This window comes from Streptomyces xantholiticus (assembly GCF_014651015.1).
Lineage (GTDB): Bacteria > Actinomycetota > Actinomycetes > Streptomycetales > Streptomycetaceae > Streptomyces > Streptomyces xantholiticus.
In genome coordinates, this window is record NZ_BMWB01000011.1 from 90,279 (window position 1) to 104,174 (window position 13,896).

12 protein-coding genes are annotated in these 13,896 nt (G+C 72.3%); 5 read left to right on the forward strand and 7 right to left on the reverse strand.

Annotation, left to right across the window (positions count from 1 at the left end; all coding sequences use genetic code 11):
- Positions 1 to 65 precede the first annotated feature (65 nt).
- The 7 genes from IE198_RS18280 to IE198_RS18310 form a co-directional block, all read right to left on the reverse strand.
- Positions 66 to 1,445, reverse strand: a complete 1,380-nt coding sequence (locus IE198_RS18280) for an aldehyde dehydrogenase family protein (RefSeq protein ID WP_189887781.1) — start codon at positions 1,443 to 1,445, stop codon at positions 66 to 68.
- Positions 1,442 to 2,446 (reverse strand): proline racemase family protein, encoded by a 1,005-nt coding sequence (locus IE198_RS18285; protein ID WP_189887783.1) that lies wholly within the window; start codon positions 2,444 to 2,446, stop codon positions 1,442 to 1,444. Before IE198_RS18285 ends, IE198_RS18280 begins: the two co-directional genes overlap by 4 nt.
- Before the next feature lie 32 nt (positions 2,447 to 2,478).
- Positions 2,479 to 3,399: a dihydrodipicolinate synthase family protein gene (locus tag IE198_RS18290; RefSeq protein ID WP_189887785.1), complete on the reverse strand. Its 921-nt coding sequence runs from the start codon at positions 3,397 to 3,399 to the stop codon at positions 2,479 to 2,481.
- A gap of 72 nt (positions 3,400 to 3,471) precedes the next feature.
- A complete protein-coding gene (locus IE198_RS18295; protein WP_189887787.1) occupies positions 3,472 to 5,019 on the reverse strand; it encodes an FAD/NAD(P)-dependent oxidoreductase in 1,548 nt (515 codons plus the stop codon).
- Positions 5,000 to 5,323 carry a (2Fe-2S)-binding protein gene (locus tag IE198_RS18300; RefSeq protein ID WP_189887789.1) on the reverse strand — a complete coding sequence of 108 codons (324 nt, stop codon included), beginning with the start codon at positions 5,321 to 5,323 and terminating at the stop codon, positions 5,000 to 5,002. Before IE198_RS18300 ends, IE198_RS18295 begins: the two co-directional genes overlap by 20 nt.
- The gene (locus IE198_RS18305; RefSeq protein ID WP_189887791.1) at positions 5,313 to 6,509 is read right to left on the reverse strand and encodes an NAD(P)/FAD-dependent oxidoreductase; all 1,197 of its coding nucleotides are present in this window, start codon (positions 6,507 to 6,509) and stop codon (positions 5,313 to 5,315) included. The genes IE198_RS18300 and IE198_RS18305 overlap by 11 nt, the downstream gene beginning before the upstream one ends.
- Before the next feature lie 88 nt (positions 6,510 to 6,597).
- Positions 6,598 to 7,971 carry an aminopeptidase P family protein gene (locus IE198_RS18310; RefSeq protein ID WP_189887793.1) on the reverse strand — a complete coding sequence of 458 codons (1,374 nt, stop codon included), beginning with the start codon at positions 7,969 to 7,971 and terminating at the stop codon, positions 6,598 to 6,600.
- Between the two features lie 111 nt (positions 7,972 to 8,082).
- Here IE198_RS18310 and IE198_RS18315 point away from each other — a divergent pair, with 111 nt between their 5' ends.
- From IE198_RS18315 to IE198_RS18335, 5 genes are read left to right on the forward strand one after another with little or no spacing between them, the layout of a single operon-like run.
- On the forward strand, positions 8,083 to 9,831 hold the full coding sequence (locus tag IE198_RS18315; RefSeq protein ID WP_189887794.1) for an ABC transporter substrate-binding protein: 1,749 nt from the start codon (positions 8,083 to 8,085) through the stop codon (positions 9,829 to 9,831).
- 14 nt (positions 9,832 to 9,845) lie between these two features.
- Positions 9,846 to 10,775, forward strand: a complete 930-nt coding sequence (locus IE198_RS18320; RefSeq protein WP_189887795.1) for an ABC transporter permease — start codon at positions 9,846 to 9,848, stop codon at positions 10,773 to 10,775.
- Positions 10,772 to 11,758: an ABC transporter permease gene (locus IE198_RS18325; RefSeq protein ID WP_189887796.1), complete on the forward strand. Its 987-nt coding sequence runs from the start codon at positions 10,772 to 10,774 to the stop codon at positions 11,756 to 11,758. The genes IE198_RS18320 and IE198_RS18325 overlap by 4 nt, the downstream gene beginning before the upstream one ends.
- On the forward strand, positions 11,758 to 12,786 hold the full coding sequence (locus tag IE198_RS18330; RefSeq protein WP_189887797.1) for an ABC transporter ATP-binding protein: 1,029 nt from the start codon (positions 11,758 to 11,760) through the stop codon (positions 12,784 to 12,786). The genes IE198_RS18325 and IE198_RS18330 overlap by 1 nt, the downstream gene beginning before the upstream one ends.
- Positions 12,783 to 13,799 (forward strand): ABC transporter ATP-binding protein, encoded by a 1,017-nt coding sequence (locus tag IE198_RS18335; RefSeq protein ID WP_189887798.1) that lies wholly within the window; start codon positions 12,783 to 12,785, stop codon positions 13,797 to 13,799. Before IE198_RS18330 ends, IE198_RS18335 begins: the two co-directional genes overlap by 4 nt.
- Positions 13,800 to 13,896 lie beyond the last annotated feature (97 nt).

The window sequence follows — 13,896 nt, forward strand, 5'->3', positions numbered from 1 at the left end:
CCTCGTGGCCGAGAGAGTCACCAGCGTACAATGTCACGTTGTTTTCGCAGGTGCCCACGGGGGAGCTACCGGTCGGCCGGCACCAGGGTGTAGGTCCGGCCGGAGGTGTAGAACTCCAGGGCGGCCCGTCCCTGCTCCCGCGGTCCGTGGCTGGATGCTTTCGTTCCGCCGAAGGGCAGATGGAAGTCGACGCCGGTGGAAGGCGCGTTGACGCGCACCAGGCCGGTGTCGAGACCGTCGAGCCCGTGCAGTGTCGCATCGAGCGAGGCGGTGTGCACGGAGGTGACCAGGCCGTACGGAACGGAGTTGGTGATCCGTACCGCGTGGGCCAGGTCGTCGGCGGGCAGCAGGGCCGCCAGCGGTCCGAAGACCTCCTCGCGCAGCAGCCGGTGACCGTGCGGCACCTTCTCGACCAGTGCAGGCGCCGCGTACCAGCCGTCCGTCCCCTCGGGGGCAGTGGCGCCCGCGAGTTCGGCGAGGCCCTCCCGCGCGCGGAGCACCGCGTCGCGGGCCCGCCCGTCGATGAGTGGTCCGCATACCGTGGCGGGATCGGAGGGATCGCCCACGGGGACCGCGCGCAGCGCCTCGGTGAGGGCCTCGCGCAGCGGATCGAGGGCGGCGCCGACCGCGATCACACGGCTGGTTGCCGTGCACTTCTGTCCCGCGTACCCGGCGATCGCGGCGGCGATGTGCGCCGCGGCCCGGGCGATGTCGGAGTCGGGGAGGACGATCGCCGCGTTCAGGCCGCCCATCTCGGCCTGCACCGGAATGCCGCGCGTGGTGGCGGTACGGACCACCGCACCGCCCGTCCTCGTGGACCCGGTGAAGGAGACGACGTCGACGGCGGAGACGACCGCGTTGCCCTCGGTGGGCCCGCCCGGCAGCACGGTGAACACTCCGTCCGGCACCATCCGGCAGACGATCTCGGCCAGGCGCTCGGCGCATGCGGTCGCTTCGGGTGCCGGCTTGAGCACGACGGTGTTGCCGGCCGCGAGCGCCGGGGCCGCCTTCCAGCTGGGGATGGCGAAGGGGAAGTTCCACGGGGTGATGACGCCCGCGACTCCGCGCGGGCGGCGGCGGGTGAGCAGTAGCCCCGCACCGTCGGCCGTCTCGTGAACGGCGCCGACGGGGTCGAAGGGGGTCTGGGCGTAGTACCGCCAGATCGCGGCGGTGCGGGCCACTTCGGCGCGTGCCTCTGCGACCGGCTTGCCCACCTCTCGTACGGCGAGGGCTGCCAGCTCCTCCCCGGCGGCCTCGACGGCGGCGGCGACCGCGCCGAGCGCCGCCGAGCGGGCGGCGGCCCCGCCCGTGAACCAGTCGGGCCGGGCGGTGCGGGCCCGCTCCACGGCGGAGACGGCGGCGAAGGCACCCGGGGCGGGCAGCCGCACGAGAACGTCGGAAGGGTCGGTCGGGTTGTGCGACACGACCTGGCTGGTGGTGGTCACAGGAGGAAACCTCCGGGGAACGGGTCGTCCGGGTCGAGGAAGTACTGGGCGGTGCCGGTGATCCAGGCGCGCCCGGTGATACGGGGGACGACGGCGGGCACCCCGCCGACCTCACTCTCCGCCACCAGACGGCCGGTGAACTCGGTCCCGATGAAGGACTCGTTGACGAAGTCGCGGTGCAGCGGCAGGGCTCCGCGGGCGTGCAGCTGCGCCATCCGCGCGGAGGTGCCGGTGCCGCACGGCGAGCGGTCGAACCAGCCCGGGTGGATGGCCATGGCATGGCGTGAGCGGTGCGCGTCAGAGCCCGGGGCGGCGAGATAGACGTGTTTGACCCCGGCGATCTCGGGCTGCTCCGGGTGGACCGGGCGGTCCGGGGACGCGTTGATCGCGTCCATGACGGCGAGCCCGGCCGTGAGCAGCTCGCCCTTGCGGGACCGGTCGAACGGCAGCCCCAGCGCGTCCAGTTCGACGAACGCGTAGAAGTTGCCCCCGAAGGCGAGGTCGTACCTCACCGTCCCGTGCCCGGGCACGTCCACCTTGCGGTCCAGGCCGGCGCAGAACGCGGGGACGTTGGTGAGCGTGACCGCCTCGGCCGCGCCGTCCTCGACCCGCACGTCGACGGAGACGAGCCCGGCCGGGGTGTCGAGGCGGACGGTGGTGACGGGCTCGGTGACCGGAACCATGCCGGTCTCGACGAGGACGGTGGCCACGCCGATGGTGCCGTGTCCGCACATCGGCAGCAGGCCGGAGACCTCGATGTACAGGACTCCGTAGTCGGCGTCGGGGCGGGTCGGCGGCTGAAGGATCGCGCCGCTCATGGAGGCGTGGCCGCGCGGCTCGTACATCAGGAGCGTGCGCAGATGGTCGAGGTGCTCGATGAAGTGGAGCCTGCGCTCGGCCATCGTGGCGCCGGGGACCACCCCGACGCCTCCGGTGATCACACGCGTGGGCATGCCCTCGGTGTGCGAGTCGACGGCGTGGAAGACATGACGGGTCCGCACGAATGTCCCTTCCTGCGAGGGCGGATCGGGGGTCAGTGGTGGCCGTCGGCGACGGCCTTCCCGGTCGCCGCGCGCACCGTGGCGGCGTCCTTCGCGGACAGCGGCACACGAGGCGGGCGAGTGGGGCCGCCGCGGCGGCCCACGAGGTCCATGGACAACTTGATGGCCTGCACGAACTCGGTCCTGGAGTCCCAGCGGAGCAGCGGATGCAATGCCTTGTAGAGGGGCAGTGCGGTGTCGAGGTCCCCGGCGACGGCGGCGTGGTAGAGCTCGGCGCAGGTCGCGGGAAAGGCGTTCGGACAGCCGGCGATCCAGCCGACGGCGCCCGCGAGGGAGAGCTCGAGCAGAACGTCGTCCGCGCCGACCAGCAGATCGAGGTCCGGAGCGAGTTCGCCGATCTCGTAGGCCCGGCGCACATCACCGCTGAACTCCTTGACGGCCACGATGCTGCCGTCGCCATGGAGCCGGGCCAGCAGATCGGGGGTGAGGTCGACCTTGGTGTCGATGGGGTTGTTGTAGCCCACGACGGGCAGTCCCGCGCGGGCGACCTCCACGAAGTGGGCGCGTACCGCCGGCTCGTCGGCGCGATAGGCATTGGGCGGCAGCAGCAGGACGCTTCCGCAGCCTTCCTCGGCGGCCTGTTCCGCCCAGCGGCGTGACTCAGCGCTGCCGTAGGCGGCGACCCCGGGCATCACGCGGGCTCCGTCGCCCGCGGCTGCGACGGCGGTGCGGACCACGCGGGCCCGCTCGTCGTCGGTGAGGCTCTGGTACTCGCCGAGTGAGCCGTTGGGCACGACGCCGTCGCAGCCCTGGTCGATGAGCCCGCGGACGTGCTCGGCGTAGGCGTCGAGGTCGACGGACAGGTCCTCGCGCAGGGGGAGCGCCGTGGCGACCATGATGCCGCGCCAGGGGCGGTCGGTGGTCCAGGTGGCGGTGGCCTTGGTGGCGGTCATTACAGGACCTCTTCCATAGGGTGTGACATTTGACTAAGCGTTGTACGACACCCACAAGGGGGCGCCCGGACCTCAGTCGCCGGAGGTGGCGGCTCCGTCCGGGCCTGCGGTGTCGGGCCGTTGGGCCGGGGCGGCGGGCGAGGATGTCGGCGCGGTCGTGTCGAGGGAGCCGAGCAACTCCAGCGCGACGGGCACGGCGAGCGGCCGCCGTTCGGGAGAGGGCGGCACGGCCGGGGCGCCCCCTCCCGCCGCGAGGCGGGCCACGGCCGCCCCGCACACCCGGCCCTGGCACCAGCCCATGCCCGCACGGGTGAGCAGCTTGACGGTGCGGGCGTCACGGGCCCCGTGCTCGTCCACCGCCTCACGGATGGCGCCTGCCCGTACCTCCTCGCAGCGGCACACTTCCGTCGCGTCGTCCAGCCAGTCGACCCAGCCCGGCCCCGGCGCGTGCATGGCGGTCATCGCGCCGGCGAAGGCCCGCATGCGCTCGCGCCGCCGCTGAAGCTCCCGCACCCGCCCGTCGCGGGCCGGTTCGTGCCCTCCGCGCACCTGGGCGGCCACCGCGAACCCCGCAAGCTCCCCTTCCACGCGGGCGAGTTGCGCGCCCCCGATGCCACCGGTCTCACCCGCCGCCCACAGGCCCGGCACCGAGGTCTGCTGCAGTGCGTCCAGCGCGAGGGCATACGTCCCGTCCTGCGTACGCCGCGTCGCACACCCGAGGCTCGTGGCCAGCTCGGTCTGGGGGACCAGACCGTGCCCCACCGCGAGCGCGTCGCAGGCGATCCGGCGGCCCGACCCCTGTACGGGCCGCCAGTCGCGGTCGAGCCGGGAGACGGTGACCGCCTCCACCCGGTCGGCGCCGTGGACATCGGTCACCGCACTGCGGGTGCGCAACCGTACGCCGTGCCGCAGCAGCGCGGCGCCGTGGACCACGGCCTCGGCCAGCTTCTGCGGGTTGACGGCGAGTACGTCCGGGCGACGTGCGTACCCGAGATAGCCGGATGCCTCCACCACCAGGGGAACGCGCGCCCCGGCGGCGGCGAGCGAGGAGGCGACGGCGAGCAGCAGCGGGCCGCTGCCCGCCACGACGACGCGCCTGCCGGGCAGGACGAGCCCCGACTTCAGCATCGCCTGCGCTCCTGCGGCGCCCACGACTCCCGGCAGCGTCCAGCCGGGGAAGGGCAGTTGGCGTTCGTAGGCGCCGGTCGCCAGCAGGACGGCGCGGGCATGTACGCGCACCGGGCGCTCGCCGTCGCCGTCCACCCCGGTGACCGCGTGCACCGTCCAGCGCGGGTTCGCCCCGTCCTGCCGTGCCACGGTCCAGACGTGGTGCCCGGCGAGATGGACGACGTCGCTCGCCTCGAGGCGGTGGCGCAGACCGGCGAAGGCGGACCAGTCGTGGTGCAGGGCCTCCGGGCGCACGGCGCCGATGGCCGGGGCGGGGTGGCGGTAGAACTGGCCGCCGATCCGGCCGGCCGTGTCCAGCAGGGCGACCGAGAGCCCCTGTTCGAAGGCGGTGACGGCGCCTGCCAGGCCCGCACAGCCCGCGCCGATCACCACGAGGTCGTGCACCGCGCCGTACGGGTCGTCGGCGGCACGGTCAGACGGCGAGTTCGGCATGGCCGTGTCCTTCCTGAGTGGTGATCGTGTCTCCGGGACGGGCGGGCACCAGACAGGCCCGCCTGTTGGGCCGGCCGTTGATCGTGGCGAGGCAGTCGTAGCACTGGCCGATGCCACAGAACGCTCCGCGCGGACGGCCGCCTCGGCGCGTGGTGCGCCAGGCGAGGACCCCGGCCGACCACAGGGCGGCGGCGACGGACTGCCCGGGCAGCGCGGTGATCGCCCGCCCGTCGAAGGTGATGTCGAACGGGGGCTGTTCGGGTGCCGCGCCGACGAGTTCGGCGGGGGTGCGGTCACGCGCCATGGCGCGGCTCCTTCCGCGGTTGCGAGGTCCCCTCGAACCGGTCGGGTCCGAACGGAGTGATGTCCATGGGGAGCCCGGCCCCGGACACGATCCGGGCGACGATGGTCCCTGTGGCCGGGGCGAGCCCGATCCCCGCGCCTTCGTGCCCGCAGGCGTGCAGCAGGCCGGGTACGCGCGGGTCGGATCCGATCGCGGGCAGATGGTCGGGCAGGTAGGGGCGGAATCCGGCGTACGTCCGTATCGCGTGCACCCCGGCGAGTACCGGGAACAGGCGGGTCGCCTGGGCCGCGAGGCGGCGCAGCGCCTCCACCGACAGGGCGCGGTCGAAGCCGACGCGTTCCCGGCTCGCGCCGATCAGGACCGGCCCGGCCGGGGTGCCCTCGACGACGGCGGAGGTCTGGAGCGCCGCCGAGCCACTGGCGACATCGGCGACGTAGTCGGCCGTGTAGACCTTGTGCCGCACCACGCGCGGCAGCGGCTCGGTGACCAGGACGAAGCCCCGACGGGGGAGCACCGGCAGGTCCACTCCCGCGAGCCGGGCCAGCCGGCCGCCCCAGGTCCCGGCGGCGTTCACCACATACGGAGCGTGCAGATCACCGCTCGCCGTCCGTACGCCCCGTACCTCGCCGCTCGCCCCCTTGAGGATGCCGGTGACCTCCTCGCCCAGCCGCAGGAAGACCCGGCCGGGGCCGTGCCCGCCCACGGCGCGCAGCAGATGTGCCGCGGCGAGCGCGGGCTGCACCTGGGCGTCCTGCGGGTAGTGGAAGCCGCCCGCCAGGTCCTCGGCCAGATGGGGCTCCAGGTCGCGGAGCCGGCCGCTCCCGATCTGCCGGACCCTCACGCCCGCCCGCTCCTGGCGGGCCGCGAAGTCCCGCAGGACCGCCAGGGACGCCTCGCCGGAGGCGACCACCAGGCCGCCCTTGGCCTCGTACTCGATACGGGGCGGCAGCACGTCGGCCAGTTCGCGCCACAACCGGGTGGACAGCAGAGCGAGTTCGAGCTCGGGGCCCGGCTCCTTGTCGGAGACCAGCAGGTTGCCCTCTCCGGCTCCCGTGGTCCCGCCCGCGACGGCGCCGCGGTCGATCACGGTGACGGAGAGGCCGGAGCGTGCGGCGTAGTAGGCGCAGGCGGCGCCGACCACGCCCGCTCCGACGACGACGAGATCCGGGGAGTTCCTCGTGAGCACGTCAGTAATATTTCACATTGCACTGCCACGTGCCAAGAGGCAGGCCACCAAGAGGCGCTCCGAGCCCGGGGCGGGCTCGACCCCTTGATCAGTGCCCCTCGGCCAGCGCCCCCATCCAGGCCTCGATCGCGTCCGGGGTGCGCGGCAGCGCCCCCGACATCAGCCGTGCTCCCTCGGCCGTGATGACGAGGTCGTCCTCGATGCGCACACCGATACCGCGCAGTTCGACCGGGAGCGTCTCGTCGTCCGGCTGGAGGTAGAGGCCGGGCTCGACCGTCAGCACCTGTCCCTCCTCCAGCACCCCGTCGAGATAGGCCGTCGCCCGCGCCTGAGCGCAGTCGTGCACGTCGAGCCCGAGCATGTGCCCACTGCTGCACAGGGTGTAGCGCCGGTGGAACTCGCCCTCGGGGCTCCCCAGGACGCCCCACTCCGTGAGCCCCTCCGCGATCAACCGCATGGCAGCACCGTGGAAGTCACGGAACCGTGCCCCCGGCCTGAGCGCGGCGATGCCCGCCTCCTGGGCGGCGAGCACGAGTTCGTAGACCTGCCGCTGCACGGGCGAGAACCGCCCGGAGAGCGGGAGGGTGCGCGTGATGTCCGCGGTGTACAGACTGTCCGTCTCCACGCCCGCGTCCAGGAGCAGCAACTGTCGCGGGTCCAGCGGCCCGTCGTTGCGTATCCAGTGCAGGACGCAGGCATGGGCACCCGCCGCCGCGATGGTCTCGTAGCCGGTGCCGTTACCCTCGGCGCGGGCACGCAGGCCGAAGACGCCCTCGATCCAGCGCTCACCCCGCGGATGGGCGAGTGCTCGCGGCAGGGAACGCACGACATCCTCGAAGCCCGCGGCGGTGTGGTCCACGGCGAGTTGGAGCTGCTCCACCTCCCAGGCGTCCTTCACCAGCCTCAACTCGCTCAGTGCCGAGGCCAGTTCGGCGTCGACAAGGGCGTCGCGGCCCGGCGGCAGCGTCCCCCGCCCCTCCAGATCGGCGCAGCGGATGCCGGTCAGGTGCTCCGCCTCGGCCAGGTCGGGGCGCCGTCCGACCCAGAACTCGCCGTAGCGGCGGTCCCGGTGGAAGCCGGCGTCGGTGCGCGGCGAGCGCGGCCGCACATACAGCACCGCCTCGTGCCCGTGCAGCCCGTCCGGCTCCATGACCAGGACGTGTCCGGCCTGCTCCTCACCGGTCAGGCCGGTGAGCCAGGCGTACGCACTGTGCGGCCGGAAGCGGTGGTCGCAGTCGTTCGAGCGGACGCTCAACTCCCCCGCCGGGACGATGAGCCGCTCGCCGGGGAAGCGGGCCGACAGCCGGGCACGGCGGCTGGGCGTGAGGCCGGCGACGGGCAGCCGGACGTCGCCGGCGAGCGGGGACGGTGCCCAGCCGCCCGCCATGAATGCCTCGAACTCCGGTGACAGCGGGAGGTCGTGGCTGACCGTCCGGTGGGCGCTCGCCGCGGTTTCCTTCATGCGGTCCTCCTTGATTCGTGCGGGCCTCTTGTGCAGTACAATTTCACATTACTATGTTACGGGTCACATTCAGCCGGCTCGGCTGTCCGACTGTTCACGGAGTGACCACTGATGAACAAGCGCACCCGCACCGCCCTCGCCGCCGCCCTGGTGACGACCCTCGCCCTCGGCGCGGCCGGCTGCTTTGGCGGCACGCGGTCCACGGACGGCAAAGGCCGCGGCACGAATCCCGCCCTCGCCAACCAGGGCGCCGCCATCGGGGGCACCCCCACGAAGGGCGGCACCCTCACCGTCCTGTCGAACCAGGACTTCACCCACCTCGACCCCGCCCGCAACTGGGTCATGGGCGACATGGACTTCGGCACCCGGCTGCTCTACCGCACCCTCGTCACGTACCGTGCCGAGCCGGGCGCCGGCGGCGGGGAGCTGACCCCCGACCTCGCCGCGGACCTCGGCACCTCCTCCAACGGGGCCAGGACCTGGACCTTCAGGCTCAAGAAGGGGCTGAAGTACGAAGACGGGTCGCCCGTCACCGCCCACGACATCAAGTACAACGTCGAGCGGTCCTTCTCCCCCGACCTGCCCGGCGGCCCCGACTACGCGGCCCGCTACCTCGCCGGCGCCGAGGGCTACCAGGGCCCGGCCACGGGAAAGCACCTCGACTCCGTCAAGGTGCCCGACGACCACACGATCGTCTTCGAACTGCGCAAGCCCTTCGCCGAGTTCCCCTACGCCACCGTGCTGCCGACCTTCGCGCCGGTCCCGAAGGCGCGGGACAAGGGCCCCCGGTACGACAACCGCCCCTTCTCCTCCGGTCCGTACAGGATCGAGAGGTACGCACGGGACAAGCAGCTGGTGCTGGTGCGCAACCCCCACTGGGACCCGGGTTCCGACACCGTGCGCAAGGCATACCCGGACAGGATCGTCGTCACGATGGGCCTGAAGGGCAACCAGATCGACGACCGCCTCATCGCCTCCTCCGGCGCCGACTCCTCCGCCGTTCCCTGGGGCAAGCTGCGCCCCGAAAGCGCCTCCAAAGTGCTCACCAGGCCCGACGTCAGGGCCCGGTTGCTGGCCGAGTCCACCAACTGCACCGAGATGGTGCAGATGCACACGGGCCGGGCGCCGTTCGACCATGTGAAGGTCCGTCAGGCCGTGCAGTACGCCCTCGACCGCGAGGCCGTTCTGACCGCATCCGGCGGCCCGGCGCTGGGCGACCCGGCCACCGCCCTCATGCCGGGCTCCCTCTTCGGCGGCAGGCAGCCCGACACCCTGAAGATCCCCCTCGCCGGTGACGTGGCGAAGGCCAGGCAGCTCCTCAAGGAGGCCGGCCGCCCGGACGGCTTCGCCACCAGCATCACCGTCTCGAGCGGCGACAAGGGCGTGGGCGAGGCGATCCAGCAGTCGCTCGGCCGGGCCGGGATCAAGGTCACCATCGAGACCGTCGACCCGTCCGCCTTCTACGACACGATCGGCGACACCGAGAACCGCACCGACCTCGTCTACACGGGCTGGTGCCCCGACTACCCGTCCGGCTCCACCTTCCTGCCCTTCGTCTTCGACGGCCGCTACATCAAGGAGAAGGGCAACTCCGGCAACCACTCGCTCTTCCGCGACAGGGTGACCATGAAACGGATGGACGAGATCGCCGCCATGACCGACGCCCGGCAGGCCGCCAAGGCATGGCAGGACCTGGACGGACGGATCCTCGCCGAGGCCCCCACCGCACCCGCCGTCATCGAACGCATGCCACTGCTGCTCGGCACCAACATCGCCGGAGCATTCGGTCACACCTCCTTCGGCGGCCAGATCGACTACGCCACCGTCGGCCTCAAGGACCCTGCCAAGAGCGGCCGCTGAGGATCCGACCGCTCATGGCAGCCACCACTTCCCCGGCCGTCCCTGCGGGCCGCGGCCCCTGGCAGCTCGCCCGCGCGGAACTGCGCCGGCGGACCTCCGTGAAGCTCTCCCTCGCCGTGGTCGCCCTCTTCGTCTTCATGGCGGCGGCCGCCCCGCTGCTCAGTTCGCTGAGCGGCTGGGGCCCCGACGAGTTCGACAAGAGCGCCGTCGACCCCTATCTCGGCGGGCAGCCCATCGGACCGCTCGGCGGCGTCTCGGCCGAGCACTGGCTCGGCGTCGAACCCGTCACCGGCCGCGACCTGTTCGCCCGGGTCGTGCACGGCGCTCAGGTCTCGCTGCTCATCGCCTTCGCCGCCACAGCCATCGTCGTCGTCACGGGTGTCGCGGCCGGGACCGCGGCCGGCTACTTCGGCGGCGGCACCGACGCCGTGCTCTCCCGGCTGATGGACCTGACCATGTCCTTCCCTTCCCTCATCTTCATGATCGCCATGATGTCGGTGGCCCGTGACGTCAACCGGATCGTGCTGATGACCGCGGTCATCGGCCTCTTCGGCTGGCCCGGCATCGCCCGCGTCGTGCGCGGACAGACGCTCTCGCTCAAGCACCGCGAGTACGTCGACGCCGCCCGCGTCGGCGGCGCCGGTCCCTGGCGCATCCTCACCCGCGACATCCTGCCGGGCGTGGCGGGACCCGTCATCGCGTACACCACCCTGATCGTCCCCGGGATGATCGCCACCGAGGCCGCCCTGAGCTATCTGGGCGTCGGCGTCCGCCCGCCCACCGCGTCCTGGGGGCAGATGATCGCCGAGAGCGTCTCCTTCTACGACACGGATCCCATGTACTTCATCGTCCCGAGCACCTGCCTGTTCCTGACGGTGCTTGCCTTCACCCTGCTCGGCGACGCCCTGAGGGACATCCTCGACCCGAGGAGCGCCCGCGCATGATCCTCTACACGCTGCGGCGGCTGGCCGCCGTCATCGGTGTGCTGACCGCCGTCGCCGCCGTCACCTTCACCATCTTCTACGTCCTTCCCTCCGACCCCGCAGCCGCGGCCTGCGGAAAGGCGTGCAGCGCCGAGCGACTGGCCGCGATCCGCGCCCACATGGGACTCGACCAGCCGCTGTGGCGGCAGTTCTGGGAGTTCGTCAGCGGCATCTTCACCGGCCGCACCACGGGCAGCGGCCAGTACGCCATGCGCTGCGGCTTCCCCTGTCTGGGCTACTCGTACGAGAACAGTGAGGCCGTCTGGGACCTGTTGACGGACCGCCTGCCCGTCTCCGCCTCGCTCGCGATCGGCGCCGCGGCGCTGTGGCTGGCACTCGGTCTGAGCGCCGGCACGGTCGCGGCCCTGCGCAAGGGCACCCTCACCGACCGGGTCCTGATGGTCGGTGCTGTCGGCGCGGCATCGCTGCCGGTCTACTTCACCTCGATGATGCTGATCTACGGCGTCATCCGGGTGGCGGGCCTGCTCCCCTACCCCCAGTACGTGCCCTTCGGCGACGACCCGGTGGGATGGGCGTCGAACCTCCTGCTGCCCTGGCTGGCCCTCGCCGTCCTCTACGCGGCCATGTATGCGCGCCAGAGCCGCAGTTCGATGATCGAGACGATGGCGGAGCCGTACATCCGCACCGCCCGCGCCAAGGGCCTCCCGCGCCGCACCGTCGTCGTCAAGCACGGTCTGCGGGCGGGCATGACGCCCGTCCTCACCCTCTTCGGCATGGACCTCGGCGGCCTGCTCGCCGGCGCGGTGATCACCGAGTCCATCTTCGGACTCCCCGGTGTCGGGCGGCTGTTCTACGGCGCCCTGTCCACCGGCGACCAGCCGGTGATCCTCGGCGTGACCCTTCTCGCGGCAGCCTTCATCGTCGTCGCCAACCTGGCCGTTGACCTGCTCTACGCCGTCGTCGACCCGCGAGTGAGGCTGTGATGGCCGTCGAACCCCTGCTGTCCGTACGGGACCTGACCGTCACCTTCCCGACCGGCGACGGCCCGGTGCGCGCGGTCGACTCGCTCTCCTTCCGCGTCGAACGGGGACGGACCCTCGGCATCGTCGGCGAGTCCGGCTCCGGCAAGTCCGTGACCTCGATGGCGGTGATGGGCCTGCTCACCGGTGCCGAGGTCAGTGGCTCCATCACCCTGGAGGGCCGTGAACTGGTCGGACTCACCGAGCGCGAGCTGAACCGGCTGCGCGGCCGGAAGATGGCGATGATCTTCCAGGACCCGCTCTCCAGCCTGCACCCCTACTACACGGTGGGCGAGCAGATAGCCGAGCACCACCGGGTCCACTTCGGCTCCCGCCGCGCCGCCGCCCGGGCTCGCGCCGTCGAGATGCTCGCCGAGGTCGGGATTCCGGAACCGCGGCGCCGGGCCGGCGAGTACCCCCACCAGTTCTCCGGAGGGATGCGCCAGCGGGTGGTGATCGCCATGGCGCTGGCGTGCGAACCGGACCTGCTCATCGCGGACGAGCCCACCACCGCTCTGGACGTGACCGTCCAGGCCCAGATCCTGGAACTGATCGCCCGGATCCAGCAGGAGCGCTCCCTCGCCGTCGTCCTGATCACCCATGACCTCGGTGTCGTGGCACGCGTCGCCCACGACGTCCTGGTCATGTACGGCGGAAGGGTGGCCGAACAGGCCTCGGTGGAAGCCGTGTTCGCCGCCCCGGCCCACCCCTACACGCGGGGCCTGCTCGACTCCCTGCCCCGGCTCGACGACCCCGACGACGCCCCGTTGCGGGCGATCCCCGGCAACCCACCGTCGCTGCTCGCCCCGGCGCCCGGGTGCGCCTTCGCGCCGCGCTGTCCGCGGGCCGCCCTCGCAGGCGCCGAGGCGCTGGAGCGGTGCGAGCGGATCAGGCCCCGCCCGGCGGCCGTCGCGGGGCACACGGTTGCCTGCCATCTGCCGCTGGGCCCGACCGCGGCCCCGTACACCCCGCCCAGGGAGGCCACCCCATGACGCAGGACGACGCACCAGGTCCGGACCCCTCACGGCCCGGACCCGAACCTCTGCTGTCCGTACGGGACCTGAGCATGACGTTCCCCGGCGGGCGTGGCCGCTCGGCCCGCCCCGTGCGGGCCGTCGACAGAGTCGGCTTCGACGTGGCGAGGGGCGAGACCCTCGGGCTGGTCGGTGAGTCCGGCTGCGGAAAGTCCACCACGGGCCGGATGATCGTGCGCCTCCTCGAGCCGACCGGCGGCTCGGTCAGCTACGACGGCCGCGACATCAGCCATCTCTCCCAGCGCGAGCTGAGGCCGCTGCGGCGGGAGATACAGATGGTGTTCCAGGACCCGCACTCCTCCCTCAACCCGCGCCAGACCGTGGCCCGGATCATCTCCGATCCCCTTCTGGTGCAGGGCAGTACCGCCACTGACGCGCGCCGCCGGGCCACCGAACTGATAGAGCTCGTCGGGCTGATCCCCGAGCACATCGACCGCTACCCGCACGAGTTCTCCGGCGGCCAGGCCCAGCGCATCGGCATCGCCCGCGCACTGGCCACGAGCCCGCGGCTGATCGTCGCGGACGAACCGGTCTCGGCGCTCGACGTCTCCGTGCAGGCCCAGATCGTCAACCTGATGGACCGTCTGCAGCGGGAGCTCTCTCTCGCCCACCTCTTCATCGCCCACGACCTCTCGGTGGTCAAGCGAGTGTGCGACCGGGTCGCCGTGATGTACCTCGGCCGCATCGTCGAGATCGGCCCCAAGGAACGGGTGTACACCGCCCCCGCCCACCCCTATACGCGGTCCCTGCTGTCCGCCGTGCCGCTGCCCGATCCGGTCGGCGAGCGGGCCCGTGAGCGGATCACGCTGCTCGGGGATCCGCCGAGTCCGGCGTCTCCCCCGCCCGGCTGCACCTTCCACCCCCGCTGCCCCAAGACGCAGCGGATCTGCCGGACCGAGGCACCGGAACTCAGGGCCCCGGCACCCGGCGAGGCCCGTCAGGTGGCCTGCCACTTCCCCGAGGCCGTCTGAAACGGGCACGGCTGTGCCTCGGCCCCCTGGGGGTCCGAGGCACGGAGTGATCGATCGCGATCCACGGCGCACATCTCTTTACAGTGCCATTTCACAT